Annotated in this window: 24 protein-coding genes; 9 read left to right on the forward strand and 15 right to left on the reverse strand. The window is 38.5% G+C overall.

The window, feature by feature from the left end; genetic code table 11:
- Window position 1 precedes the first annotated feature (1 nt).
- Together H5201_RS08745 and H5201_RS08750 are read left to right on the forward strand one after the other, a co-directional pair.
- The gene (locus H5201_RS08745; protein ID WP_182717259.1) at window positions 2-1,489 is read left to right on the forward strand and encodes a UxaA family hydrolase; all 1,488 of its coding nucleotides are present in this window, start codon (window positions 2-4) and stop codon (window positions 1,487-1,489) included.
- On the forward strand, window positions 1,490-2,446 hold the full coding sequence (locus tag H5201_RS08750; protein ID WP_182757742.1) for a sugar kinase: 957 nt from the start codon (window positions 1,490-1,492) through the stop codon (window positions 2,444-2,446).
- Between the two features lie 240 nt (window positions 2,447-2,686).
- Here H5201_RS08750 and H5201_RS08755 read toward each other — a convergent pair whose 3' ends face one another.
- Entirely contained in the window at window positions 2,687-3,439 is a 753-nt protein-coding gene (locus tag H5201_RS08755) for a siderophore-interacting protein (protein WP_182761038.1), read from the reverse strand.
- Between the two features lie 110 nt (window positions 3,440-3,549).
- On the opposite strand from H5201_RS08755, the gene H5201_RS08760 reads away from it, so the two are divergent.
- The 3 genes from H5201_RS08760 (at window position 3,550) to H5201_RS08770 (ending at window position 5,715) form a co-directional block, all read left to right on the forward strand.
- Window positions 3,550-3,969, forward strand: coding sequence for a MarR family winged helix-turn-helix transcriptional regulator (locus tag H5201_RS08760; protein WP_182717256.1), 420 nt, complete (start codon window positions 3,550-3,552; stop codon window positions 3,967-3,969).
- An 82-nt stretch (window positions 3,970-4,051) separates the two neighbouring features.
- Window positions 4,052-4,465, forward strand: a complete 414-nt coding sequence (locus H5201_RS08765; protein ID WP_145239137.1) for a LexA family transcriptional regulator — start codon at window positions 4,052-4,054, stop codon at window positions 4,463-4,465.
- Entirely contained in the window at window positions 4,453-5,715 is a 1,263-nt protein-coding gene (locus H5201_RS08770) for a Y-family DNA polymerase (protein WP_182717255.1), read from the forward strand. The genes H5201_RS08765 and H5201_RS08770 overlap by 13 nt, the downstream gene beginning before the upstream one ends.
- A 22-nt stretch (window positions 5,716-5,737) precedes the next feature.
- On the opposite strand, the gene H5201_RS08775 is transcribed toward H5201_RS08770, so the two are convergent.
- The 6 genes from H5201_RS08775 to H5201_RS08800 form a co-directional block, all read right to left on the reverse strand.
- On the reverse strand, window positions 5,738-6,202 hold the full coding sequence (locus H5201_RS08775) for a hypothetical protein (RefSeq protein ID WP_182784274.1): 465 nt from the start codon (window positions 6,200-6,202) through the stop codon (window positions 5,738-5,740).
- A gap of 106 nt (window positions 6,203-6,308) precedes the next feature.
- On the reverse strand, window positions 6,309-6,827 hold the full coding sequence (locus H5201_RS08780; protein ID WP_145239146.1) for a DUF4240 domain-containing protein: 519 nt from the start codon (window positions 6,825-6,827) through the stop codon (window positions 6,309-6,311).
- Window positions 6,824-7,018, reverse strand: a complete 195-nt coding sequence (locus H5201_RS08785) for a YwbE family protein (RefSeq protein ID WP_145239148.1) — start codon at window positions 7,016-7,018, stop codon at window positions 6,824-6,826. Before H5201_RS08785 ends, H5201_RS08780 begins: the two co-directional genes overlap by 4 nt.
- A gap of 154 nt (window positions 7,019-7,172) precedes the next feature.
- On the reverse strand, window positions 7,173-9,062 hold the full coding sequence (locus H5201_RS08790) for a bifunctional diguanylate cyclase/phosphodiesterase (protein ID WP_182784276.1): 1,890 nt from the start codon (window positions 9,060-9,062) through the stop codon (window positions 7,173-7,175).
- A gap of 287 nt (window positions 9,063-9,349) precedes the next feature.
- A complete protein-coding gene (locus tag H5201_RS08795) occupies window positions 9,350-9,628 on the reverse strand; it encodes a hypothetical protein (protein ID WP_182767346.1) in 279 nt (92 codons plus the stop codon).
- A complete protein-coding gene (locus H5201_RS08800) occupies window positions 9,621-9,866 on the reverse strand; it encodes a hypothetical protein (protein WP_182717251.1) in 246 nt (81 codons plus the stop codon). The genes H5201_RS08795 and H5201_RS08800 overlap by 8 nt, the downstream gene beginning before the upstream one ends.
- 102 nt (window positions 9,867-9,968) lie before the next feature.
- Here H5201_RS08800 and H5201_RS08805 point away from each other — a divergent pair, with 102 nt between their 5' ends.
- A complete protein-coding gene (locus H5201_RS08805) occupies window positions 9,969-10,775 on the forward strand; it encodes an ion transporter (protein WP_182717347.1) in 807 nt (268 codons plus the stop codon).
- Between the two features lie 221 nt (window positions 10,776-10,996).
- Here H5201_RS08805 and H5201_RS08810 read toward each other — a convergent pair whose 3' ends face one another.
- Window positions 10,997-11,347, reverse strand: a complete 351-nt coding sequence (locus tag H5201_RS08810) for a hypothetical protein (protein WP_182784278.1) — start codon at window positions 11,345-11,347, stop codon at window positions 10,997-10,999.
- Window positions 11,348-11,450: 103 nt separating this feature from the next.
- Here H5201_RS08810 and H5201_RS08815 point away from each other — a divergent pair, with 103 nt between their 5' ends.
- Together H5201_RS08815 and H5201_RS08820 are read left to right on the forward strand one after the other, a co-directional pair.
- Window positions 11,451-12,416, forward strand: coding sequence for an IS30 family transposase (locus tag H5201_RS08815; RefSeq protein WP_182784280.1), 966 nt, complete (start codon window positions 11,451-11,453; stop codon window positions 12,414-12,416).
- Window positions 12,417-12,436: 20 nt separating this feature from the next.
- Window positions 12,437-14,347, forward strand: coding sequence for a bifunctional diguanylate cyclase/phosphodiesterase (locus H5201_RS08820; RefSeq protein ID WP_259399673.1), 1,911 nt, complete (start codon window positions 12,437-12,439; stop codon window positions 14,345-14,347).
- 105 nt (window positions 14,348-14,452) lie between these two features.
- On the opposite strand, the gene H5201_RS08825 is transcribed toward H5201_RS08820, so the two are convergent.
- Entirely contained in the window at window positions 14,453-16,411 is a 1,959-nt protein-coding gene (locus H5201_RS08825) for a methyl-accepting chemotaxis protein (protein WP_149980254.1), read from the reverse strand.
- A 180-nt stretch (window positions 16,412-16,591) separates the two neighbouring features.
- Complete coding sequence (gene asd, locus H5201_RS08830; protein WP_182767344.1) at window positions 16,592-17,734, reverse strand: aspartate-semialdehyde dehydrogenase; 1,143 nt, start codon at window positions 17,732-17,734, stop codon at window positions 16,592-16,594.
- Window positions 17,735-18,089: 355 nt separating this feature from the next.
- Between asd and H5201_RS08835 the strand changes: the two genes are divergently transcribed.
- Window positions 18,090-18,377, forward strand: a complete 288-nt coding sequence (locus H5201_RS08835; protein ID WP_182784284.1) for a hypothetical protein — start codon at window positions 18,090-18,092, stop codon at window positions 18,375-18,377.
- Between the two features lie 387 nt (window positions 18,378-18,764).
- Here the strand turns inward: H5201_RS08835 and H5201_RS08840 are convergent, their stop codons facing one another.
- From H5201_RS08840 to H5201_RS08860, 5 genes are all read right to left on the reverse strand, one after another.
- On the reverse strand, window positions 18,765-21,488 hold the full coding sequence (locus tag H5201_RS08840; RefSeq protein ID WP_182784286.1) for a TonB-dependent receptor plug domain-containing protein: 2,724 nt from the start codon (window positions 21,486-21,488) through the stop codon (window positions 18,765-18,767).
- 72 nt (window positions 21,489-21,560) lie between these two features.
- Entirely contained in the window at window positions 21,561-23,180 is a 1,620-nt protein-coding gene (locus H5201_RS08845) for a hypothetical protein (RefSeq protein WP_182717245.1), read from the reverse strand.
- 312 nt (window positions 23,181-23,492) lie between these two features.
- Entirely contained in the window at window positions 23,493-24,800 is a 1,308-nt protein-coding gene (locus tag H5201_RS08850) for a lipopolysaccharide assembly protein LapB (protein ID WP_182717244.1), read from the reverse strand.
- Window positions 24,801-24,818: 18 nt separating this feature from the next.
- Window positions 24,819-25,424: an energy transducer TonB gene (locus H5201_RS08855; RefSeq protein ID WP_182717243.1), complete on the reverse strand. Its 606-nt coding sequence runs from the start codon at window positions 25,422-25,424 to the stop codon at window positions 24,819-24,821.
- A 10-nt stretch (window positions 25,425-25,434) separates the two neighbouring features.
- Window positions 25,435-25,845, reverse strand: a complete 411-nt coding sequence (locus H5201_RS08860; protein ID WP_145235576.1) for a biopolymer transporter ExbD — start codon at window positions 25,843-25,845, stop codon at window positions 25,435-25,437.
- Window positions 25,846-25,866: the final 21 nt, after the last annotated feature.

A 25,866-nucleotide genomic window follows, 5' to 3' on the forward strand; every position in this document is an offset into this window, starting at 1 on the left:
TATGAAACCATTAATTAAACTACACCCAACTGATGATGTTGCCATTGCAATGCGTAATATCACCGCTGGTGAAATATTGCCCGTTGATGGCGAAGAGATCTTAGTCAATGAGAACATTGATAAAGGCCATAAAGTGGCGCTGCGCGATATTAATAAACAAGAGAATGTTATTAAATACGGTGCCCCCATTGGCTTTGCCCTAGAGAATATTCAAAAAGGCGGTTGGGTGCATACCCATTGCGTTAAAACCACCCTCAATGATGAACTGGATTATCAGTATGTTCCTGAGTTTATTGAACAAAGTGAAGCGACCCCTTCGCCTGAAGTAAATATTTATCGTAGACAAAACGGTGAAATTGGCATTCGTAATGAAATCTGGCTGATCCCTACGGTAGGCTGCGTCAATGGCATGATCAACCAAATGATCAAAGAGTTTAAACTGCGTCATCCACAATTAGAAATTGATGGCATTTATGCGTTTCCTCACCAGTTTGGCTGCTCTCAGCTCGGTGATGATTTAGATACAACACGGATACTGCTACAAAACATGGCACTGCATCCAAATGCGGGTGGCGCTTTAGTCGTTGGCTTAGGCTGTGAAAATAATCAATTACCGGCATTTCGTGATGGCTTAGGGGATTACGATGAAGGCCGCATTAAGTTTTTAATCACCCAACAAGCCGATGACGAAATTGAAGAAGGCGTTGCGCTACTTGAACAAATTTATGCCCAAGTAAAACAAGATAAACGTCAACCAGGTACTTTATCTGAAGTAAAGTTTGGCCTTGAATGTGGTGGCAGCGATGGTTTGTCTGGTATCACGGCGAATCCGATGCTGGGTTATTTTTCAGATTATTTAATTGCTCAAGGTGGCACAACGGTATTAACCGAAGTACCTGAAATGTTTGGCGCTGAAACTTTATTAATGTCGCGCTGTAAAGACGAGGAAACCTTTAACAAGCTCGTTAACATGGTTAATAACTTTAAAGGTTATTACAAAGCTCATAATCAACCGATTTATGAAAATCCGTCGCCAGGTAATAAAAAAGGCGGGATCACTACCTTAGAAGATAAATCGTTAGGGTGTACGCAAAAAGCCGGCACCAGCAAAGTACAAGCGGTTTTGCACTATGGTGAGCGCCTGCAAATACCTGGATTAAATCTATTGGATGCACCAGGTAACGACCCTATTGCCACCAGCGCACTTGGTGCTGCAGGTTGTCATATGGTGTTATTTACCACTGGTCGCGGTACGCCTTATGGTGGATTTGTGCCAACGTTAAAAATTGCTACTAATTCAGAACTTGCCAATAAGAAAAAACGCTGGATAGATTTTGACGCTGGCGTTTTAATTAACGATGTCTCAATGGAGCAAGTCCACGGGGAGTTTGTTGAACTGCTAGTCAACATCGTAAACGGCCAGCCAACTTGCAATGAAATAAACGACATTCGTGAAGTCGCTATTTGGAAAAAAGGAGTGACGTTATAAATGACAGCTAAGTCCATCGCAATTATTGGCGAATGTATGGTTGAGCTTAGCGGCCAACCATTTACTGCCATGCAACAAAATTATGGCGGCGATAGCATGAATACCGCCATTTACTTAAAAAAACTCGCAGGCAATGAAGTAAACGTCAATTACGTCAGTGCCATGGGCACTGATCCACTAAGTCGTGCACTGATTGAAAAATGGCAAGCTCACCATATTAATACTGACAATGTGCTGCTCAGTCATAACAAACAACCGGGTTTGTATATGATTCAAAACGATGTGTCAGGGGAGCGTACTTTTCAGTATTGGCGTAGCGACTCAGCCGCTAAATATTTATTGCAACATGCTGATTTTAAAAAAGTACTAACCAGTCTTGCCGAAGTTGATGCTATTTATTTATCGGGGATCTCGCTGGCAATTTTAGCAGAGCAAGATTGCCATACTTTACTCAGCCATTTAGCGTTACTAAAACAGCAAGGGATAAAAATTATTTATGATAGCAACTATCGCCCTGCATTATGGTCAAGCAAGATGCACTGCCACCTTGCCAATAATAAAGCATACGCACTAGCCGATTTAGCATTAGTGACTTTTGACGATGAAGCACAATTATGGGGAGATAGTAATGTTGCGCAATGTACCGAGCGTTTGCACCAACAAGGCGCTCACGAGGTCGTTGTAAAACTCGGCGCAGATGGCTGCCAATACAGTAAAAAACACCTTGACAATTCAATTTCAGTCGAGCTGTTTAATACTGTCGCTGTAGAAAAAGTGATCGACACTACCGCCGCAGGTGACTCATTTAACGCCGGCTTTTTAGCGCAGTGGCTCACAGAGCAACCTATAAAACAATGTGCACAAGCGGGTAATTTACTGGCCGCCCAAGTGATCCAAAAGCGTGGAGCAATTGTCGAGATAGACATTGCGACAATCAAACACACAATAAAGGCTTAGCTATTTTTTCTTGCTCTACATCAAAAACTACTAATACAGTGAGCGCTTTATTTAGCCCGCTAGAATGGTTAAATATTTAAATCGATTGGCTAACACTCTTTAACGTCTCGACACCGAACCTGAGTGCATACCTAAGTTTACTTATTCTAAAGTAAGTGCTGTGAGACGCTTATTTTGTTTAAGTAAACTTCCTCTCATGGGTATGCACTCTAATTCCCTTACTTGCTGCTAATAATGTGATTAAACCGTTAGCTTGCCATCTGCATCAACACCTTGCTTCCAATACGCTGAGCAGACAATCTTCTCACGCGGTATTGCATATTTATCAATCGCTAAATCTTTAATGGTGCGCACAATAGCAGCTTCTAGCGCCATGAAAATCAATGGTTTTTGCGTATATTGATTCAATAGCACTGAAGCCTGATCAACCACATCTATTTGCGGCTGCATTGTAATTAACCAATTTATAGTGTGCTTGCTGTGTGCTTTGATTGTATCGAGCTCGATAACATCCTGCGAGTCAGTAACATGAATGATCACATCAACATCTGCTGTTTCAGGTAGTTGCTGTAAATACCCGTTAATAGCATTAACTGAGGTTAAATCAGCAATCATCAAATACTGCGAGTGACTAAAATCATCTAGCTTTTTAGGGCCAGGGCCTGCAATTGCGAGTTTATCACCAGGCTTTGCTTGTTTAGCCCAATCAGTTGCGATACCACGATGCTGATTGACGACAAAATCAAGCGTAATTGTATGGTTAATAGTATCTATAGCTCTGATTGTATATGAGCGCTTAGGTGCAGGGTTAGCGGCTTTGAGGTCAATTTCAACCTCATCTTGTCCAGCATGTGGTAATAGTACTTTTACGTACGCACCTTGTTGATCCGCAGGAAAATCATGAAACTCATCTGAGCCAACAACCAGACGCTTTAAATGCGGAGCTATCGCTGTTGTGCTTATTACGGTTGCACGACGTACTTTTCTACTCATTTTGATCTCCTCAGAAGATTTATTTACGTGTTTAATTGCACAACGCCCCATTGGTTGATAAAATCAACTATAGCAATTTAATTGACATTGTCAACCATTATGGATTTATTATGAACTCTTCATTGGCCAATACATTATTTGCTTTAATGCAAAATTATCGCGTTACCATACGCGAAGCCATTAATGCAGGTGAGCTTGGGTTAAACGCAATGCATGTGCGTTGTCTACATATTATTGCAGCGACAACTCACTGCACTGCTAACGATATTGTGAATCAAACCCAGCGCGATAAAGCGCAAATTGCACGCTTAGTTAAAGAATTAATTACATTAAATCTGATTGACAAAGATGCCAGTGAGCACGATAAGCGTTGCTTTATCTTATCGTTTACCTCTGAAGGTCATGCTCTTTATGACAAACTATTAAACGCCGAACAGCATGTTAATGAGCAAATGTGCAAAAACTTAAACTCTCAACAAATCAATGACTTTTTAGATACTGCTCAAAAAATGATTAAAAATATGCAGTGATCGCAACTTCATTACTTGGCATAAGTTAACTAAAACACATATACTGTACACTTATACAGTGCATGTGTTTGGTTAATTATTTATGTTTGTTATTCCTATTTATATCGAAGCGGGCGTATGCGGGTTTGAATCACCTGCTGCTCAGTATAAAGAACTTGGTTTATCACTGGATCAGCTATTGATCAAACACCCCGATGCGACGTTTATTGGTGTGGCATCCGGCTGCTCAATGCAAGAGGTCGGTATTTTTGACGGCGATTTATTATTGGTTGATCGCGCCGAAGAAGCTAAAAATGGTGATGTCATTGTAGCTAACTTAAATGGTTTATTTGTTTGTAAATTATTAGATAAAACTAATGCACGGCTACTCTCTGCATCGGACTTATATCCCCCAGTGCAACTGACTGATAGTGATGAATTTCAATTAGAAGGTGTGGTTACTCGTTCGATTCGATTACATCGCTCTAGTGCTGAGCTGCGCCAATGTATTGCTTAGTGGATGCAGTGGCGTTTTACGCCAGCGCTGAAAAAGTATTTGATCCAGCGATCCGTTCAAAACCTGTTGTAGTATTAACCAATAACGATGGCTGCATTTGTGCGATATGTCCTATCGCACGGCGCTTAAATATCCCTAAGTTTCAGCCCTACTTTAAAGTTAAACATTTACTGGCCAAACATAAGGTGGTTATTCGCTCATCTAATTATGAGTTGTACGCGGATCTAAGCGATAAAATGATGAATGTGATCAGCCGTTTTTGCGACACCCAACACGTATATTCGATTGATGAAGCATTTTTGCAGTTTAACGGCTTTACCCCACTCATTAATGACTGGCATCAGTATGGCCAGTTAATTCGTCGCACAGTTTGGCGCGAAACAAAACTCCCTGTTGGAGTTGGCTTTGGCCCTACACCAACATTGGCAAAAGCCGCAAATCATGCTGCTAAAAAGCTCAACGGTTTTAATGGAATTGCAGTGATTGATAGCGAACAAGCACGACAACATATTTTAGCCGCGATGGATGTAGCTGATGTATGGGGCGTTGGCAGACGTTTAGCTAAAAAACTCAAACTACTTAACATTAACAGCGCGCTTGATTTAGCCAAACAAACACCACAACGTATGAAACGTTTATTTAGCGTCGTGCTTGAGCGTACAGTTAATGAGCTAAATGGCATTGTGTGTTTAAATTGGGATGATGTACGCCAAGATAAGCGTGAAATTTTTTCGACCCGTAGTTTTGGTGAACGTTTAACTGATCCGGTTGCATTAAAAACAGCGTTGATCAATCACAGTATTATTGTCGCTCGCAAACTACGTCAGCAACGCTCCTTAACTAAACGCCTGTTACTATTTGTGGCAAGCTCGCCCCATGAGTCACATTACTATAAAAAATCATTAGTGTATGAGTTACCCGTATCTAGCGCAGATAGCCGTGTATTTGCTAAAGCAATTAGCGAAATATTTACGCAGCTATATCAACACAACGTCCGTTTTTATAAATGTGGTGTGGGTGCACTCGAGCTTAGTTCACAACAGTTTCAACAACCCGACCTATTTGCTCCTAGCCAAGACAATATAAAACTAATGGAGTGTTTAGATTCAATTAATAAGCGATACGGCTGCGATACGCTAACTCTGGCAAGTCAACAACAAAGCCAAGCATGGCATATGAAGCGTGCATTTTTATCGCCTCAGTACACAACGCGTTGGCAGCATTTACCGAAAATAAGTTGTGATTTATAAAAAACTCACATTATCGTTAAATTTAAAGTTGTAGTTCAAACTGACAACGAACATTACTGCTCTCTACACTGTACGCAAGCGTTGTAGGCGAAATAAAACGCAGCGTTTGGCTCGTGTCTAAATTATCTATCTCGTTTTCACAGCGAGTATGGCGTAGTGACATGGTAATGCTTTGCGTGGTGTATTTATACTTAGTAGTGACCAAACAAAAGTTAGCGACTTTATTCGTTTGTGTGCCATGGTGTAAGTTATTAAAAATAATTTCATCACCGAGCTTAAAGCCAAGATCAGGCTCATTTGCATCAAGCCATGCTAACTGTCCACCAGCACACATTTTAGCCTCACCTGATACCAATTGATAACTACCAACCTTAGTATTGAATAAATTAATAAACTGACTCTTATTACTTGGCAGCTCAGTTTTAGCACTGACAACTGTACTTAAAAAAGCCGACACTAAACACAGTAATACTTTACGATAGCGCATTAAATACCTGACATTTATTGATTTATATACTCAGCATAGCATAGCTACGGTGATTAAAATAAAAACCAGCCAGTATACTGAGTCATGGTTGGTTTTTAATATTATGTTACTGCCAATATTTAGCAAATAGTTGCGGATATGCCAACTTTAAAAATTTAGGCTTATCTTTAAAGCGCTTACCTTTGGGTTGATCAAGGCCTGAAGGAGCAAAGGGTAATTCGTCTTCATTACGCTGTTCATATAATAAACCAGCGATCAAGTCATACTCATCTAAGTAAGGATAAGGCTGCTCGTTTAAATGATAAACAGGTGTGCAATCAGCCAAAGAATCAGCATTTTCAAGCGCAGCATTAAAAGCTGCTTCACCACGAGAAATTAACCAACAACGAAATTCTGAGAAACCGTATTCATCATTGCAACCGGCCATTACAAACGCAGCACCGAATAGCTCCCAAGTATAACTTTGGCGCATACAAATGCTAAATTGCTTATCAAATTCAATGAGCTGTGCATCGCTTAAATCTGTAAGTAAACCTTTTAAACGTTCACTGACTGATTCTGGCTCTGCGGTTCTATCTGCAACGGTAACTAATTGCCAGAATTCGCTTAAAGTAAGTGCACTCATGACAAAATCTCTTTCACTCGCCCTACTTGACCATCCTCTAAGCGCACTTTAATACCATGCGGATGATTGGGTGATTTAGTCAAAAGGCGCTCAACAACACCTTGCGTTAATGTGCCGCTACGCTGATCTTGTTTTAAAACGATATTAACTTCGGTGCCAGGGGTGATTTGTGAACGAGTAGGAACTGCCATAATGGATCTCTTTTACTATTTTGTTGGATTATAGCTGTATGTCATCTTGATACCAAACTAAAGCACCGTAATCATCATTTTTTCAGGTTTAGTTGCACTGATAATAACCGCAAAATCATGCTGGTAAATTTATAGGTATCACTTAAGCCTAAGTTCATCTAAGCAGTTCAAGCACCTGTTCAAATTTAACTGGTTTACTAAATAAATAACCTTGATAGCTATCAACTTCTAAACCTTTTAATAAAGCTAACTGATCGTTACGCTCCACACCTTCCGCTATCACTTTACAACCAATCATATGCGACATTTTAGTCACTGCTGAAACAATACTTTTATCTTTTGAGTGCTCACAAATATTATCAACATAAGATTTATCTATCTTTATATAATCAACAGAAAGTTCTTTTAAAACAGAAATCGAGGAAAACCCAGTGCCAAAGTCATCAATAGAAATACGTACGCCAATGCTTTTTAATTGTGTGATAACTTTAGATAAATAGACTAAATTTTTAATCATTATAGTTTCTGTAATTTCTAAATGTATGTTATTTGTGTTAACACAATACCGATTTAATAAATTCTTTAAAAATATAATAAAATCATGACTTTCAAGTTGCAGTACAGATACGTTGATTGATAGTGCAGTCGTATTGTCGAGTTTGTTTAACTTACTCAAACTTGCAATCGCTTGCTCTAAAACAAACTCCCCTAAAAAGTTAATTTGGCCATAGCGTTCTGCTATGTCGATAAATTCTGAAGGGGGAATAAATTCATCATTTAAATGCCAACGTAACAGCACTTCGAAAGTAATTATTTTATTATCGATTATATCAACAATAGGCTGATAACAAAGATGAAAGCCTCCTTGTTCAACACTCTCTTTAATTGATCTACGTAACATCTCTTCTCTATTAAGAGCTTGCATCATACGTTCATCAAATATTGAAATTTCATTGCGATTTTTTTTACCTTCGTACATTGCAACATCAGCATATTTGATAGCTTGAGTAAGGTCAAAGTTTGTGCGAGTGTAAAACAAGCCCACTTTAAAGGAGGGTCTAATATTCAGGTTATCTTTAACGACAGGCTGGGTTAAATTATCAACAAGCTTTGTCGTGTTACTTATCAGCTCAGCTTTACTCGCGTGACACGAATAAAGAATAAATTCGTCCCCTCCCCACCTACAAGCAATCATTTCCCGTTTTTTTTCTATCGATAATAAACGTTTTCCAGTTTCAGCAAGAACAAAATCTCCAAACTCATGACCATATTTATCATTAAGTATTTTAAAGTCATCCATATCTAAAAATAGAACAGCTTTAATGTTATTGATATTTTGAGCTAAATCGAGATCGACATTAGAGAAAAAGCTCCCCCGGTTAAATAATTGAGTTAAATTATCACGTTGCTCTAAATTAATTATTTTCTCAGTACGAACTTGCACTTCTTTTTCTAGATTATGGATAAATAAATCGAGCTTAATTTCATTATTAATTGAGGTTTTTACATCTTTAGCTGCGCGTATTGCACTGACAAAACACAAAATAAACCACAATACAATTCCCAATATGCCTAAAACATTTTCATTATCGTCTGGTTGAAATAAAAGCAATATACTAAATGGGATAAGCAAAAAAGTAATATAGCTGAAGGCTGAGCGAATATCGGAGGACAGAACATTGACAGCTCCCCCTGCTAATGAGCTAAAAACAACCAGCGTGACAAATTTCTCTGACATCTGCATATCTTCAAAAAATAATATTGGGAACACAGCCCAAGTCAAACCAGTTAAAAATACACCAATAAAGTAACAATGGTACTTTATATTATTGTCATTACTTAAAAAAACATGATTTAAAATGCGCAGTGAAAATACGAAAATAAGAATACAAAACCAATACAACTTTCCTACAGAGTCACTTTGATTAATGCCACTAAAAATAACAAAAACAGCAACTATAAGATTTATAATAATAGCTGAATTGAAATAGGAACTAACGAAACTAAGTCGTTTAGCTATAAAATTTTTTGAATAAGTAGCCATTACACTAAATCACATACCCTGTCTAAACTGAGCATTCTACTTAAAATAACCAATCAATACAGTATTAATAAATCAATCGAGAGCGAAAAATACGCGCTGAGTTATTGTCTTTTTTGCAACTATTGACATGTCATTTCACATCATCGCTTAGCTCTTAAGTGAACTCTGTTAATGATCAAATAGTTACACAAATGAAAAGCCTGAATTTCAAGTGCGTCATCGCTACTATCGGTTATTTCTTAACGCAAAGCAGTGTTTAAAAAACTTATTTTACCTTAAAAACGAAACTATGATGAAAAATTAATTGCTTGTGGCTTGATGTTTATAAGCGCAAGCTGCTGCTTAATTTGCGCTTCAATTAAAGGCAATTGTTGCTCATTGTTTGCCTCTAATAGTGCTAATTCATCAATAAAAAAACAACTTATATGCAAGCTATTACTTGGTTTTTTTAAATTGACTGTATGCGTTAAGTAACTAAAACCAGCGTGCTTGTCTTTTATATTTTCACAAGCGATGGTTAGAGTATTACGAAGTGCTTTATCTAACAATTTTTCTGTTCTAGTCATTTTTACTGGTGTGCTCTTGGCTTGAGTCGTTTTCTGGAACTATGTCTTGCTGCTTTTTAAATTTTTTGTAACCGTCTTCTTGGCGCTTTATACATTCATGATATTCTTTATCTGCCATGTAGCTGCATTCACCTAAACGGGCAGCTTGAATTTCGTGATAGCGTGCATCTGAACTACAGCCGGTTAAAAACAGTACCGCTGAGGCACTTACAACCCATTTTAGCCTATTGAAAAGCATTAAAAATTCCTTACATTTTAAGCTGGAAAAGTAATTCATCCATGACGATTTTGCTGTATATTGCAAACGTTTTATATCTATAACCGTTAAGGGCTAATTATGATGTTGTCGCAGTTACAAAAGCTGTTCCAGCGTATCGATAAAAGTAAAATATTTCAATCATTTGTTATCGCCGTTATTGTTGTATCAGCGCTCACCGTTGGTGCACACACCTATTCGTTACACCCCACTGTTGAATTTGCTTTACATTGGATGGACGTGGGCATCACGGTGTTTTTCTTAATAGAACTAATTATCCGCTATGTTGCAAGTAAAGGCTTAAAAGACTTTTTTAGCAAAGGCTGGAATATCTTTGACTTTATAATCGTCATTGGCAGTTTATATCCTGCTGCAGGTTCGACCATTTTTATAGCCCGTTTACTACGAATATTCCGCGTACTACGTTTAGTCTCTATGGTGCCAGAACTACGTTTGTTGGTTAATTCACTATTAAAAGCCATACCGCAAATGGGCTATATTGCGCTGTTAATGTTTGTTATTTTCTATATTTATGCCGCAACTGGCAGCATGTTATTTTCTGAGATAAATCCATTTCTGTGGGGAGATGTATCAATCTCAATGTTGACTCTGTTCAGAATAGCAACCTTTGAAGATTGGACCGACGTCATGTACGAAACTATGGCTGTCTATAAACTAAGTTGGATTTACTACCTTACTTTTATATTCTTAACTGCTTTCGTATTTTTAAACATGATGGTAGGCGCTATTCTAGAAGTTATGTCACAGGAGCATCGCAATGCCCGTGAAGAGCAAGCCGATGTAGATTCCTTGCCGGCAACCCAAGGACAAATCAATGAGCTGAAGGCACAAATAGCAGAACTAAAAACACTATTAAAGCCCAAAAACTAAGTATTGATAAACTAGCACCTAAGAATATAAAAGCTTAGGTGCTAGTGCAATTATAACTAAGTTCATCTGTAGTCAGCCGATAAACCAAGCATTTATTCCTAGTGTAAAATCTAAAACTAATAAATTATTGCTTTTAGCTATTTATCAATGGTCTAATAAAAATATGATAAATTTACACCAATTATAATGCATTACTTCAGAAGATACTTTTTATTATCAGATCACGTTAATTCAAATGTTAGAATACCTAACTGGCGTATCAGTGCATTACGCATTATTTTAGCAGCTGGTGTTATTCTATGTTTTGCAGTGCTTTGCGATACTTTAAACGCCGCAATTGAGTTCAACTTAATCCATGTAATTGTGCTTTGCGCGAGCTTTTTTGTCACAATGGCTATCTTACTTCTAGCTAGCCGTAAATGCTTTACTTTATGTGCCCATGCGCTGCTACTCAGTATTGTTGCTGCAACAATCTCAATTAATCTCTTTTTAACAGATATCAACCTTGCAAAAATAGGCTCTATGTATATGTATGCCTGTCCTATCATTGCGTTGATGCTACCCGAATTCATTATGCAAGTGCACCACTGACCATAACCCACCAATAAATATGACATTCTGAAGTATTTGCTAATGTAGTAAGTGCGACCAAACTCATTATCGAGGGAATTCAGAATGTCTTACGAACATCTTAACAGTTTCGAACGAAAAGCTATCTACTATCGATTCAACAGTGGCGAAAGCTGCCGATCCATTGGTAAACTATTAAATCGACACCATACAACTATCATGCGTGAAGTTAAGCGAAATAAGCCACCCTACTATGATTATTTCGATGAGGCAGCGCACGAAAAAGCGATGGCAAGAAGGAAGGTCGCTAGGCATGCAAGAAAAAGAAACAATAAGGCACTGTACGGGCTTGTGCTGAGTAAGATAGCAATGGGATGGTCTCCAGATGCTATAGCAGGTCGGCTTAAGAAGGATAACCCGTCAGATGAATTAATGCATGTCAGCCATGAAACAATCTATCAATGGGTGATTAAGGATTTTAAAGCAGGTGGAGAGCTATACAAAGACTTAGCGAAGAGGCATAAAAAAAGACGTAAACAACGTAAATATGGCGATTTACGTGGGCAAATTAAGAATAGAGTAAGTATTAGCGAACGACCAAAAATAGTCGAAGACAGAAGCCGAATAGGTGACTGGGAAGGTGATTTAATTGAAGGCAAAAAGGGCTCTGGTTTTTTTGTGACCCATGTTGACCGTAGCTCTCGATATTTAATCGCGCAAAAAATAGAGACTAAGCAAGCTGAGTCATTCAATACGGCTACAGTAGAGATGTTTAAAGAGATTCCAGAGCATAAACAGTTAACTCTGACCTTGGATAATGGAAAAGAATTTTCGAAATTTAAAGCCTTGGAAGAAGAACTAGATTTTATTATTTACTTTGCTGATCCTTATTGTTCGTGGCAACGAGGAACAAATGAACATACAAACGGTCTGATCAGGCGTTATTTCCCAAAGAAAACAGATTTCTCAACTATAACTAATGAACAACTCCAAGAGGTTGTAATGAAAATTAATACTCGCCCAAGGAAAATACTAAATTATCAGACAGCTGAAGAAGTCTTTATTAATTAGTGGTTTAAGGTTTGGTGCACTTGGAACCTGAGTTCGGGCTATTAGGTGTGAGAACCGCGCTAAGTTATGCGATTCTAAATATCGTGCCTTTTTATTTTATAATATACAACATTGATATTTCATCTCTTACCTCCATAAATACGCAACTACCAAATTCAGACTGGTATATATCAGGATTATTATTCTTAATCTTTAATATCTGTATTCCGCTTGCGGTTGCACGCACCATAGTTGCAGCTAAACGTTTAAATCAAACCATGGCAGAATCAAATAGTCATCTAGCAGCAAAAAATGAGCTTTATAGAACATTTTTTACTGAATCAAGTATTGCAAAAATAATTATCGATAGTGAAAACACCGTTATAGATTTTAACAGTCAAGCGAAAATGTTATTTGATTTCAAAGCAACAGTTAAAAACAGCACAGTTAAACTCGATAAATTATTACCTAATCTTGTGATTGCAGCTAACCCACAAAAGAACCAAGTATTTAAATATAAAAACACCTATAAAACTGTACATTACCAGCAAGTTACTGACTCTGATTATTGTGTGCTGCGCTTTGATGACTGCACTGAACAACATCAAATAAAACAAAACTTATTAGCAATGGAGCAAGAAAACAAACGTTTACGTTACAGCGATGGTCAAACACACCTTCCCAATAGAGAATGGTTTGAGCTTCAGTGTGAAAGATTTGTAGCAAAGTACCAAGGTGATTTCTATATTGTGATCACCCAGAGTGCAAATAATGAATATTTAAATCTCAAATACAGTAAAGCTGATGCAAAAGCACATTTAGTATCAGCTTATAAGCGCTTAAAAGACTCTAATGAAGACCTCGTTCTGTGCGCTCATGTAGGTAATAATAAATTAGCATTTATAATAACTACAAGCTCAGCTAACAAAATAGAGTATAAGCTTTTAAACGAAGTTAAACATGCGCTTGATGAACCTTATATAATGCGGGGCAGAAAATACCAACAGTCGTTTTTATTTGGTTTTTCTAACTTTCCAAGACAAGGAAAAAGCAGTGCTACTGTATTAAACAACGCAATAGAGGCATTAAAACTTGCTGATAATCATCGCCCTATTAATGGTTATGATGAAAAACGCTCACAAGCATTTTTAGAAAAACATGAAATATCAATGTTATTAGACGAAGCACTTCATAACGCCGAGTTAGAGTTACACTATCAACCTAAAGTAACACATGACGGCAAGTGCATTGGACTTGAAGCATTAGCACGCTGGAACAGTAAAACTCTTGGTGTTGTATCACCTGCGGTGTTTATTCCTATCGCAGAGGAATACCGGATGATCAGCCGACTCACAGATCTCATAATTCAAAAAGTCTGTACTCAAATTGCAACTTGGAGCAAAGATGAAATTCCACTAGTGCCTGTTGCAATAAATATATCATTGCTTGATTTTGGCCAAAGCGATTTCATGTCAAAATTAGTAAAATACTTAGCGGACTTTAATGTCAAACCAAGTCAAATTGAATTAGAACTGACCGAAACGTCATTAGAAGCAAACCAAGAATATTCCTTGGCGCTAATGCAAAACCTACAATCATGGGGATTCACAATTTCTGTTGATGACTTTGGTGTGGGCTATTCAAATATTGCGCGCTTAGCCGAATATCCTATAAATAAGCTAAAACTTGATCGCTCGCTAATAAGCCAAGTTACAAGCTCAACAAGGCAAAAGAGCTTAGTAAAAGCAATTCACGTCATGTGTGATGAGCTAGGTATAAAATGCGTATCTGAGGGAGTTGAAACACAACAACAAGTTGAAATTATGGCAAATATGGGATGTAAAGAATTTCAAGGCTTTTATTTTTCAAAACCATTATCGGCCTACCACTATACCGAGCATATAAAACAACAAGGTTTGAATTTTAATCCGCAAAAAATACCAACAAGTTAATACCGGAAAAAAATAGAATCGGCTATTAAGCTGACTGGAGTATTCGCATTGAAGACTAATGAGCGGTATTGTCAGCTTGTATTTTATTCTTAGCCACTGTTATTACTACACTTTAAATTTTCCAACTAGATCAGTAAGAACGTGTGATAAGGTTTTTAATTTATCGCCATTATTACTGGTATTGGCAGCAATTTCACTAACATCATCAGCCGCATTTTTGATTTCTATAACATTGCGATTTATATCTTCAGCGACATGCTGCTGCTCTTCTGCAGCGGTTGCTATCTGCGTATTTAAGTCACTAATATTAACAATAGACGCTGTTATTTCCGTAAATTGCAGCTGTGCAGCATGGGATAGTTCAACCGTTTTATTAGTGCTGTCTAAACTGCGTTTCATTTCAGTAGTGACTTGGCCAGACATGCTACGTAATTTGTCTAATTGCGTAGCAATCTCTTCAGTGGATTCAGACGTACGTTTCGACAATGCACGTACTTCATCTGCAACGACAGCAAAACCACGACCATGATCCCCCGCTCTAGCAGCTTCTATTGCAGCATTTAAAGCAAGCAAATTAGTTTGCTCAGCAATGCCTCTTATAACGCCTAAAATTGACATGATATTTTCACTTTCAGTGTCAAGTTGCGATATATCATCCGTTGCTTTACTTATCACTTCGCTCAAAACAACCACGCTTTGAACGGTCTCTGTGATCACTGTTTGACCTATCTCCGATGCCTGTTGCGTTTGCATAGCCAGATCTGCCGCATTAGCACAACTTGAAGCTACTTCGTTGGCTGTCGCAGCCATTTGATTAATTGCAGTTGCCGCCATTTCCAGTGCTTGTTGTTGTTGGGAGGTAGAACGAGTTAATTGCGATGCTTGTGTAGAAGTTTGCTCTGATGTACCGCTTACATCTAATGCACACTCGTTGATTTGTCTTACTAAATCAGCAATCAAGTTTAAAAATAGGTTAAAACTATTGGCAAGCTTTGCCGTCTCATCTTTAGTTTTTATCGTGAGCCGTCGAGTTAGGTCACCACCGCCTTGCGCAATTTCAGCCAGGCCATCACTGACTTCAACTATAGGTGAAGAAATTACTTTTGAGATATAACTTGCGATTAAAATGAATACAATAATTAGCACCGCACTAATAATTAAAATTGTAACGGTCATGGTGTTTGCGGCGCTCATCACCTCTGACTTTTCAACTAAGCCAATAAATTTCCAGCCTAACTTAGCTGAAGTATAAATATTGGCAATAAAATCTTTGTCATTAATAACAATTTCGAACTGACCTTGGGTATTAGCCGCTAACTGCTTGTATTTCCCACCCGCAATATCAGTTAAACGTTTAAAACGAAAATCTTCATTTTTAACATCAACAAGTATGTTTCCCGTATCTTCGATCAGCATTAAGTAACCAGTTTCACCCAGCTTAATATTAGCAATAATTTCTGTCAGTCCTTGCAAAGAAACATCCATTCCCTGTACACCGATAATTTGTCCATTATCTTTTATTGCTTTTACAGTAGAGACTATAACCATGTCGTCAGCTGCCCAATAATAAGCACTAGTGCGAACCGTTTTACCACTTGCAGATTTACCTGTTAAATACCAAGGTCGAGATCGTGGGTCATAATTAGCATTAACTTCTCCCGCTGGCCACTGAATATAACCACCTTGTTCATTACCCATATAAATATAAGCAAGCCCTGGGTGAGTTTGGCCGAAGTGATCAAACTGTTGAAATGCGGCACGTTCAACACTGCTGCCTTGGAGATGTTTTAGCATCACCGAATTATTTGTATCTACATGAGTTTTGACATCTTGCTTGGCAGCTAAGACCATTTGATGGGAAGCTAGATAATCAACATTTTTTTCTATTTCGGCAAAAAATATAGCGATACCATTATCTATTTGCCGTGCTTCTCTTTCGCTCATTTGCGCAAAATTATCAATAGCTTGCTCTCTTGTTTGCGTGATAACAAGTGCTGCAATAATAAAAAGAGGTAAGGCGATGGCGGAGGCAAAAGATAGTTTTAATTTTTTTGATATATTCATATATAGGAGGCCAAATAGATACTCCCATAAAGATAGTAAGCTATTGAGTATCCAGCAAGAAACAATCTCACTAAATTAACTAAGCAGTGACAAAACTAAAGCGGTGCAAAAAGACAACAGTAAAAGGGCTGGCACATTGCCAGCCCTCCATATTAACTGTAATAAATGGCAGCCAATAAACTAATATTTATTATCAACAATAATGCGTAGCATACGACGTAGCGGCTCTGCAGCACCCCATAATAATTGATCGCCAACGGTAAAAGCACTAATGAATTTAGGTCCCATGGCTAATTTACGAATACGCCCTACAGGAATACTTAATGTACCAGTTACTTTAACTGGGGTTAAATCTGTAGCAGTGATATCACGCTCATTAGGGATAACTTTAACCCACTCATTGTGTGAGGCTAAAATCTGTTCTATTTTCTCGACGCTAATATCTTCACGTAGTTTAATCGTCATTGCTTGTGAGTGACAACGCATTGCACCAATGCGTACACATAAACCGTCAATAGGCACAGGCTGTTTAGATGAACCTAAAATTTTGTTCGCTTCAACTTGCGCTTTCCATTCTTCTTTAGATTGACCTGATGGCATTGGCACATCAATCCATGGGATAAGACTGCCTGCTAACGGCACACCAAATTGTTCTTGCGGTAAATCGCTTGAGGCAATCTGCTGCGTGACTAGTTTATCAATTTCTAAAATAGCGGCCTGTGGATCAGCGAGCTTGTCAGCCACACTTGCATGAATAGAGCCCATTTGCGCGATTAGCTCTTTCATATTGCGAGCACCGGCACCTGAGGCTGCTTGATAAGTCATTGGGCTAACCCACTCAATCAAATCTTGCTCAAATAAACCACCCAGCGCTAATAACATCAATGAAACTGTGCAGTTACCACCCACATAAGTTTTAACGCCTTGCTCAAGGCCTTGTTCAATCACATCTTTATTGACCGGATCAAGTACAATAATACTGTCATCGCTCATACGCAGTGCTGATGCCGCATCAATCCAATAGCCGTCCCAACCTGCTTCACGTAATTGTGGATACACAGCTTTGGTATAATCGCCACCTTGACAGGTAATAATAATATCCATGTTTGCCAGCGATTCAAAATCCATTGCATTAAGTAATGGTTTTGCAGGACCTGCTAAATTAGGGCCAAGCTTACCGGTTTGCGAGGTAGTAAAAAAAGTAGTATCGATATGAGCAAAATCATTTTCTTGTTGCATACGCTCTAATAACACTGAGCCAACCATGCCCCGCCATCCGACCAATCCTACTTTTTTCATTGTTTGTTCCACTGTTTGAGTCATAAGAAATACCTAATACGTTAAAAATTAAAATTCATTGCGTGAGATTTAATTTTTAGAACGAACAATCTAGCACTGTGATCGAGGCAACACCAGTGTTACTCATAGAACATAAAATTTTTTCATCTTGAGTCAATAATCATATTTCTAATAGTTATGATTATTGTGCATCATTGTAAAAGACCGGTGTTTTTGACATCCAACTGATTCATCTGTTGCTATTTTTTTGCAATATGAAACTGACTATCTGTACATAAGTAAGTTAATAAGAATGCAATAAACAAGATTTATAATCATTTCGCATTTTATAGTCAGATGTATTGTGTATTATTTTATTTATTAAAAGGAATCAAAAAAAATGAAAACATTATACTTTTCTAGCCTAATTGCAACTTTTCTATCTTTAGGAGTATCTGCAAATGTTAACGAAATCAATGTAGAATCGAATACTTCTTTTGCCAGTTCAACAACTAGTGTTGAACACACATCGGGCTCAACAAAAAGCTTATCTACAGCAACTTACATCAACCCTACCGTAAGAGTTGATAGTAGTTATAGCAACTTCTTTGTCAGTTTTATATCGGGAAATCAATTCTGTAAAGAGCGAGGTCATAAGCGAGAAATCACTGGCAGCACAGTGTGGTGAGGATGAATATGAGTACGCGGAATATGACTGGTATGGTAGCGCATGGGTTTCAAAAAATACTGGTAGTAAAAATCAGTGTTATCCATTGTACGCTAGTATAAAGTGCGGTAGCGGTAACTAACGTAAACAAACAGCTCAGTAACAACTGAGCTCTTATTCCATGGCGCAAAAATTCCTCCAATTAATATCAACATAGTTCAACTCATCATTAATCACATATCATCATTAAAATAATAGCCTTATATCAATTTGCATTAAATGATCACTTCTTTAATAACACAGATAATACACAACCATTAGTTTTACAAATAGCAGATATTAAAAAGCCCTGCATTTGGCAGGGCTGAGATAATAAAGACTTATGTAATTTGCCTTTATTAGATGACTTTAAAACTCGTAGCTAAAGCTCACGCTTAATTCTCTAGGCGTTTCTTGAGAACGAATTAGCACATCATTTTGTTCTACTTCAAAGTTTTGTCCCAACATATTTTTCACTTTAAGTGTTAATGTGGTATTAAACGTTGGGTAATAACTATAAACCATGTCTAACGAGTTTAAAGGTTGTTCGTAAGCGTCATCAAAGTTATTAACACCCGCAGCTAAAATACGATCACCAAATACATTGTAGATAACAGATGCTTGATGCATGCCATCATGTGAATCGTAATTCAGTTGCAAGTTGGCAACATACTTTGAATGGCCCGTCATACGTCGCTTTAGGTTCGTGAGATCGCCACGCTGTTCTTCTGCAATTTCAACTTCTGAATCACTGAGCGTTATATTTCCAGAAGTAAAAAAAGCGCCCCCTAATAAATCACTGTGCAACTCAGTTAACCATTCAGCTTCAATACCGTAAACATAGGCTGTTTCTGCATTGTCAAACTGCAGAGTAAAACGGCCGTCGCTTTCTGTTAATAGTGCTTCGATTGGTTTATCGATATCTTTATAGAATGCGCCAACTGAGTAATTATCGCCATTGTCCATATAAAACTCGATACGTGCATCAAAGTTATCTAGGTAACTAGATTCTAAGAATGGATTACCAAGCGTTCGATAACCTGTCAGCGGATCTTGGAATTGAACAGGGCTTAGCTCTCGCAAATCAGGGCGTACAACCGTGTTGCCATAACCAAAACGAACTTGATACGATTGCTGACTATATGTCATAGATAACGAAGTAAAATACTCATCTTCCATCACACTTGCTTGTTCTATCGCATCTGCACTTAATTTATCAGCCAATAAAGCAGGATCGAATGCTGAGCGAGAAAAAGCAAGCGCAACTTGGCGGAAGTCCTCGTAACGCACACCACCGCTTAAACGCCAATCTTGAGCAAACGTTACGTCAAAAGAGCCGTAATAAGCATCAATCATTTGCGCTGCTAAGTAATCATCAGCTGTTGGTTCTTGGAACAATAACTCGACATCCGTTGAATCAATAACAGCATCGTTAGCAAAAAAACTACCGATTGACAGTGCTTCTTCTTCACTTTGTGCTAGATCTAAAGACTGAGTTTGGCTAAAACGATAGTTAAAAAAGTCAGTGCGGTAATCACGTGTTTTTTCAACAAAATAACCACCACCCGCAATTTCTACTTCGGCGTTATCAAAGTAAAAAACTTTGTTTACATTAACGCCCCAGTTTTCTACATCGTCTTCTAACTCTACAAATCGATACAAATAAGGATTACCACCTAAGCTACCATTGTAAAAAGTACGTTGATATTTGCCATCTAAGTACTCATCACGAACCGTTACTTTAAGCTCACCAGGTATACTTGTAGTCGCTGTTGAGTCAGTATACTGCCAATCTACACCAACACCTTTAAGAAAACCCCAATCTAAATTGTGCATTCCACGAAGCTGAAGTATTTCAAGTTCTCGTTCCTCAAAAGAGGTTAAGTGACTACGCTGCAACTGCCCAGCATCAATACTTAATGACTTTGAAGGTTCTTGGTAAAGCGCAACAGAGGCTTCATCTTCAGAATCTCGTAACATCATATAAGTTGCTGTTAAATCATGGCCTCCAATTTTATAACCTAAATTTAGAGAGCTATTTAACTTTATATTATGCTTGGTTGACACTTCTTTCTCTGTTGCAGAGTAACAAGTAAAGTCATCTTGTGAACATGAGGACTCAGATGCGTCAACAGAAGAAAGTACAGCGCTAAACTTCTCAGCATTGGACCATTCATTTTCATAGGCAACTGACGCTAAGAAACCAAACGAGCCGTCTAAGCCAAATAAGTTATCAAAACGGTCGCCATACACAGCTTTAATACCGGCATCAGGATTTAAACTTTCTTTTTCCAAGCCAAAATCTCTTGGCAATGCTTTTGCTAAACTTTTATTTAAGTCTATCGCGGCAGCTTGGCCAATATCAGCCCCCTGACGTCTTGACTCTACATCCCTGATATTTCTATATGAAATATCAGACAGGCCATTGATATAGGTATTTAACGCAGTCTTAACTGAACCAGGTAATGCGCGTGTACCATCATCTTTACCTAACCAATCATCACTGCCACCATTATATGTATAGCCTTCGTCGTTTGTATCTTTATAACTGGCACCAATTTCGACTTTAAATAAAGTATCATTTGGAATGCTCTTGGTTCTGATATTAACGTCACCACCACCAAAAGCCGCAGGCATATTTGGTGAATAGGCTTTTTGTACAGCCAAGGATTCAATAATACTTGATGGGAAGATATCAAGTGGAATTACATTTCGTGTTAGATCCGGGCTTGGAACTACCGCGCCATTTAAACGTACGCTAGAGTAACGCTCACCTAAGCCACGGACATAGATAAACTTATCGTTAACTAATGATAAGCCTGTAACACGGCGAAGTGCCGAAGCTGCATCACTATCACCCGTTCTAGATATTTGCTCTGAACCCATTATATCAGCGACAAATGCCTGATTTTTACGCTCATCAATTACGGCACTAGCACTGCCTTTAAGGCGCGTACCTGTTGCAACAACTTCTTCTATCGCGTCTTCATTTATTATTTCTTGTGCCTGATCAGCGAAAGAATGAAATGAAGAAAAAAGGGAGAGCAGAGATAAAGTTATTAGATTGGTTTTAAACTGCTTTTGATGTTTCATATTTATATCCTCTAAACCTAAAATTCCCTTAAAAAAGGCGCCGTAGCGCCTTATAATTAGAGCCGGTCTAGATTAATTACTAGCGCGTTGTAAAGATGCGGCAACAAAATCAGCCCACTCACTTGATTCACCGTCTTTAAGTGCACCAATATAGCCTGCGTTAGTAAAGAAAGAGTTAACTTCACTCATGTCTTTAGCTGTTGTAGCTACTGCAGTGCCTTGTGAATCAGTAATAGTTGCAGCTGTTGAAACACCATCAGCACCAAGTACATTTGCAAAATCAGCAAAACCAATTAACTGGTTATTCTCGCCACCAGTAAACCAAGAAGCAATATCAAAACTTGCTAATGCGCCAGTTAAAGGTGTATTTACGTCTTCAAAATTCTTACCACAAGCAAATATTGAGCTCATAAATGCGATATCGCCATTATTTGCATTCGCATGCACACCAGCATCCCCTGATTGGTCTTTTTCATTATATAAATCAAGACAACCAGCACCATCTACAGATGAAGAGTTTACAAATAGCATATTCGCTAATTGCGCTTTACCCCATTCTTTCATTTCCATACCAGCACCAGTACGACGCCCTTCAGCACCTTGGTCGCCAGTAGTTACAACCGTTGCATTAGCAATTGTTGGATTAGAAACAGTTGTTACTAAATCTTGTGCATCTGCTGATAATGGATCTACCTTAGCGCCATCTGTTTCAAAGCCATGGTTTCCATATTCATTTGAACGTACAAGAATAAATTGTCCATAGCCTTTCCAGCCTTCATCCCAATCAATACCATCATCACCTGTATCAGTAATAACAATATGTTTAAGGTTAACGCTACCACCAAAAAGCTCTATACCATCATCAAAACCATTATGAACATGCACGTAATCAATCGTTGTGCCTGAGCCTACAGCATTAAGGGTTAAACCATTAAGCTCATCGCCTTCAACACCAAAACCCGCATATTTTATAACTATATGCTTAAGGATACCGCTGCTATCTTGCGGATCATTACCACCATAATACGATACAATACCTTCAGCAGCGTGGTTACACATATCTTGCGCCGCAGCCGCAGCCGTACAACGGATAGAATGGCCTCGACCATTTACCTGAACGCCACCCCAATCACCAATTTGTGCGGTTGTTGCATCATCGCCATCAACTTCTTTGATGCTTGTGAAAATAATTGGCTTATCTACTTCACCAATTGCTTCAATATTTGCACCACGTGCAATACGAATAAAACTCTCAGGCTTAGTAAAAGCTATCGTCGCGCCAGCTTCAATAGACAATGTAGGACCATTGCCATCAATTGTAGCGCCTGTTGATGTGTCTACATCATCACCAATAAATAATGCACCTTCAAATACATGTGCGCCGCCACTGCTTAATGCAGGGATAACAAAAGAGCTGGTAATTTCTTTCGCATTACTTGCAAATGCTTGACTGTAAACACAGTTAACACCCTTTGCTTCACCTGTAAATGTAGCTCCATCTAATGTATATGTAGCGCAACTTAATGTATCACCACCATTATCACCACCTGGGTTAGTCACTGAGTTGTCTACACTATTATCTACACTGTTATCAACTGTTGTAGGTGTAACATTAATATCACCACCGCCACAGCCAGCGAGTGTAATTGCAGTAGCCACAAGGCTGACTTTAAATAAACCAGATAATTTCATTGTTCACTCCGTTAAAGTATTTAATTATTTTGTTAGCGCATTAAGTAAAACTCAAGTCACTTTAAAACACGAAAAACATGCTTTAAGGTCACTTGAGCTTTAGAACGAGGACTACAATACGGGAGGTGTATGACAATACAGTTACACTTTAATAAACATAAAGTGACAATATAATTTATTTAAATAACAATTTGTTAGGAATATTTAGAACGAAAAAAACCGCCCTGAGGCGGTTTTGGTGTTGCGATTATAAAACGAGTTTTTTAATAAAATCGTTGAAGTTAAAATGGCATTTTTTAACGCCATATTTACTTATAACAAAGCGGTGCGTAATGTTTCAGCATGCAATTTTTCACGCTTCACGTATTTGATCCATTGTTCAGCTAATCGCTGCGATTTTTTATGCTTCTCGGCTTGTTCGAATGCTAAAATAGACGCATCAAAGTTTTGTAAACTATATTGCGCCATACCTAAAGCAACATAAGCATTTGATTCAAAATCGAGTGAGCCTTTATCAAGCGCCGTTCGGGCTGCATCAGCGGCATCTTCAAATTGCTCTAAGTTAACAAGTACTTCAGCCATACGTTGATCGTACTTACCGTGATCCGAAAGCTCTGCCGCTTTAGCAAAGTAAGTAACTGATTTATTATCTTCTTTTGCTTGGACCATGGCTTCTGCGATGAATGCATAATTCTTCGCAGACTTTTCAGCAACGCCTGATTCAATCGCTTTACTCATCACATCAGCCGCTTTAAACGCTAAACCGTTGTATAAGTAAACTTGGGCAAGTTGACGTAAATCTGATTTTGACGTTAAAAAACCTTGCTGGTAAGCGGCTTCAAGTACGGCTAGTTGTTGTTTTTCTTTACCCGTTTCACCGTACATACCGCCAAGTTGCACCCAGTATTCAGGCTTGTTATAAAGCTTTACCATACGCTCAAGTACAGCAACTACATTCTCAGTTTGATTAAGTGAGTAATACATGGCGCGTTGCAGTACTAACCAGTTTTCTTTTGGCACCTTGCCTTCACTATCACTTTGGGCAATCGCTAAGTTAATATTATCAATGCCTTTTTGGTAATCTTTCAACTGATAATACGCTTGTGATTTAAGGACATAATAGGCATCAGTTTTAGGCTTAGTGTTAATTGCATCCCACTTAGCTAAAAAATCAATGACTTTATTATAATCACTGTTTGCCATCGCTAATTGCGCTAAGCTAAAAGTAGTGCTAACACGTAATGTTTCTGGAATACCTTCTTCTGCTATCACCTTTTCAAATGATGCAATTGCTTTAGGCAAATCATTTTCGTTGTAATAAATAAAGCCATAAAAATTATGCATCATGGCAATTTCATAGGAGTTCATGCTAGAAGAACGTTCTTTGATGCTATCAAGCGCCTCAAGTCCTGCTTTAGCGTCGCCATCATCGGCTAACTTTTGTGCACGAGCCAATTGGCTATACACTTTTTCACGTAGCGCAGGCACTTTCGTGGTTTTTTGCTCTTGTGCGTAAACGCTCGCAAGCGTGACTCCTGGTAACATGGAGACTAAACTTGGCAGCGCAACACTGGCTCCTATCGCAAAAGTACACACTAATGCTGTTTTTAATAATTTCATAATCGCAATCCTCTGTTTCTAGCCGTTAATTTGGAAAGAAATTTTGTTCTGTACACCCGCAACTTCAACCGCTTCACCATCGATCACGCGTGGTTTATATTTAAATTTAAGTGCCGCATCCATAGCTGCTTGATCAAACAATGATTCAGGCTCAGCTTTTACTACCTTTGCATCACGAACAGTACCTTGCTTAGTCACTGTAAACTCAACAATCACATAGCCTTCAATGCCCCGTGACAATGCTCGACGCGGGTAAACAGGTGCTACTTTTACAATCGGTAGATATTCACCATCACTAGAGTCAAGAGCTAGACCACCACTGAGACTCACGTCAGCATCAACACTGGCACCAAAGTCAAAGTTAGACGCTGCTGCATTTGGATCACTATTTTGCATTTGCGGTGAATCCATTGGCGGCGGAGGCTCTTTCGGCGTTGGCGGCTTTTGTGGTTTACGTTCTTTCTTTTGTACCGTTTCTTCTTTTTTAAGCCTTACAAAATCAAGTACATTGCCTTTAGCTGGCTCAGTCATCGCCCCTTCACCACCGGTGATAAGCGCTTGCATGCCCAAAAACAACATAAAGGTCACAACACCGGCAACTAATAATGCTACTAAATAACGCATTATGGCTTCCTTAGGCTTCTTGTGCCGCGATAGACACATCAAATACACCTGCGGCGCGTGCTGCATCCATCACTTTAATAAGGGTATCTGTAGTGGCTTTTTTGTCAGCCTGAATAACCACACTACCTTGTGGATTTTCTGCTTTTAAACGCTCAATGTTTGCTTGCACAGCACGCACATCGATTTGACGTTTATTGATCCAAATTTCACCTTGATCTGAAATCGCAACTAGAATATTTGCACGCTCTTTCTTAACGGCTGTTGCCGCTTCTGGGCGATTTACATCGATACCTGACTCTTTAACAAAAGAGGCGGTTACAATGAAGAAAATAAGCATGATGAACACAACATCAAGCATCGGGGTCATGTTTATTTCTTCAGCTTCATCTTCTTGAAAAAGGCTTCCTAATGGGGCTCTCATTTTATTCTCCTGATTGTATGT

The organism is Pseudoalteromonas sp. SG43-6 (assembly GCF_014164365.1).
GTDB lineage: Bacteria > Pseudomonadota > Gammaproteobacteria > Enterobacterales > Alteromonadaceae > Pseudoalteromonas > Pseudoalteromonas rhizosphaerae.

Bases quoted from the DNA above. Each gene is read 5' to 3' on its own strand.
- asd (WP_182767344.1), bottom strand. From the start codon at position 17,734: ATGACTCAAACAGTGGAACAAACAATGAAAAAAGTAGGATTGGTCGGA.
- H5201_RS08750 (WP_182757742.1), top strand. From the start codon at position 1,490: ATGACAGCTAAGTCCATCGCAATTATTGGCGAATGTATGGTTGAGCTT.
- H5201_RS08855 (WP_182717243.1), bottom strand. From the start codon at position 25,424: ATGCGTTATTTAGTAGCATTATTAGTTGCCGGTGTTGTGACCTTTATG.
- H5201_RS08850 (WP_182717244.1), bottom strand. From the start codon at position 24,800: ATGAAATTATTAAAAACAGCATTAGTGTGTACTTTTGCGATAGGAGCC.
- H5201_RS08800 (WP_182717251.1), bottom strand. From the start codon at position 9,866: ATGCTTTTCAATAGGCTAAAATGGGTTGTAAGTGCCTCAGCGGTACTG.
- H5201_RS08780 (WP_145239146.1), bottom strand. From the start codon at position 6,827: ATGAGTGCACTTACTTTAAGCGAATTCTGGCAATTAGTTACCGTTGCA.
- H5201_RS08795 (WP_182767346.1), bottom strand. From the start codon at position 9,628: ATGACTAGAACAGAAAAATTGTTAGATAAAGCACTTCGTAATACTCTA.
- H5201_RS08755 (WP_182761038.1), bottom strand. From the start codon at position 3,439: ATGAGTAGAAAAGTACGTCGTGCAACCGTAATAAGCACAACAGCGATA.
- H5201_RS08760 (WP_182717256.1), top strand. From the start codon at position 3,550: ATGAACTCTTCATTGGCCAATACATTATTTGCTTTAATGCAAAATTAT.
- H5201_RS08860 (WP_145235576.1), bottom strand. From the start codon at position 25,845: ATGAGAGCCCCATTAGGAAGCCTTTTTCAAGAAGATGAAGCTGAAGAA.
- H5201_RS08835 (WP_182784284.1), top strand. From the start codon at position 18,090: ATGAAAACATTATACTTTTCTAGCCTAATTGCAACTTTTCTATCTTTA.
- H5201_RS08825 (WP_149980254.1), bottom strand. From the start codon at position 16,411: ATGAATATATCAAAAAAATTAAAACTATCTTTTGCCTCCGCCATCGCC.
- H5201_RS08765 (WP_145239137.1), top strand. From the start codon at position 4,052: ATGTTTGTTATTCCTATTTATATCGAAGCGGGCGTATGCGGGTTTGAA.
- H5201_RS08775 (WP_182784274.1), bottom strand. From the start codon at position 6,202: ATGCGCTATCGTAAAGTATTACTGTGTTTAGTGTCGGCTTTTTTAAGT.
- H5201_RS08745 (WP_182717259.1), top strand. From the start codon at position 2: ATGAAACCATTAATTAAACTACACCCAACTGATGATGTTGCCATTGCA.
- H5201_RS08805 (WP_182717347.1), top strand. From the start codon at position 9,969: ATGTTGTCGCAGTTACAAAAGCTGTTCCAGCGTATCGATAAAAGTAAA.
- H5201_RS08790 (WP_182784276.1), bottom strand. From the start codon at position 9,062: ATGGCTACTTATTCAAAAAATTTTATAGCTAAACGACTTAGTTTCGTT.
- H5201_RS08815 (WP_182784280.1), top strand. From the start codon at position 11,451: ATGTCTTACGAACATCTTAACAGTTTCGAACGAAAAGCTATCTACTAT.
- H5201_RS08785 (WP_145239148.1), bottom strand. From the start codon at position 7,018: ATGGCAGTTCCTACTCGTTCACAAATCACCCCTGGCACCGAAGTTAAT.
- H5201_RS08810 (WP_182784278.1), bottom strand. From the start codon at position 11,347: ATGAATTCGGGTAGCATCAACGCAATGATAGGACAGGCATACATATAC.
- H5201_RS08770 (WP_182717255.1), top strand. From the start codon at position 4,453: ATGTATTGCTTAGTGGATGCAGTGGCGTTTTACGCCAGCGCTGAAAAA.
- H5201_RS08845 (WP_182717245.1), bottom strand. From the start codon at position 23,180: ATGAAATTATCTGGTTTATTTAAAGTCAGCCTTGTGGCTACTGCAATT.
- H5201_RS08840 (WP_182784286.1), bottom strand. From the start codon at position 21,488: ATGAAACATCAAAAGCAGTTTAAAACCAATCTAATAACTTTATCTCTG.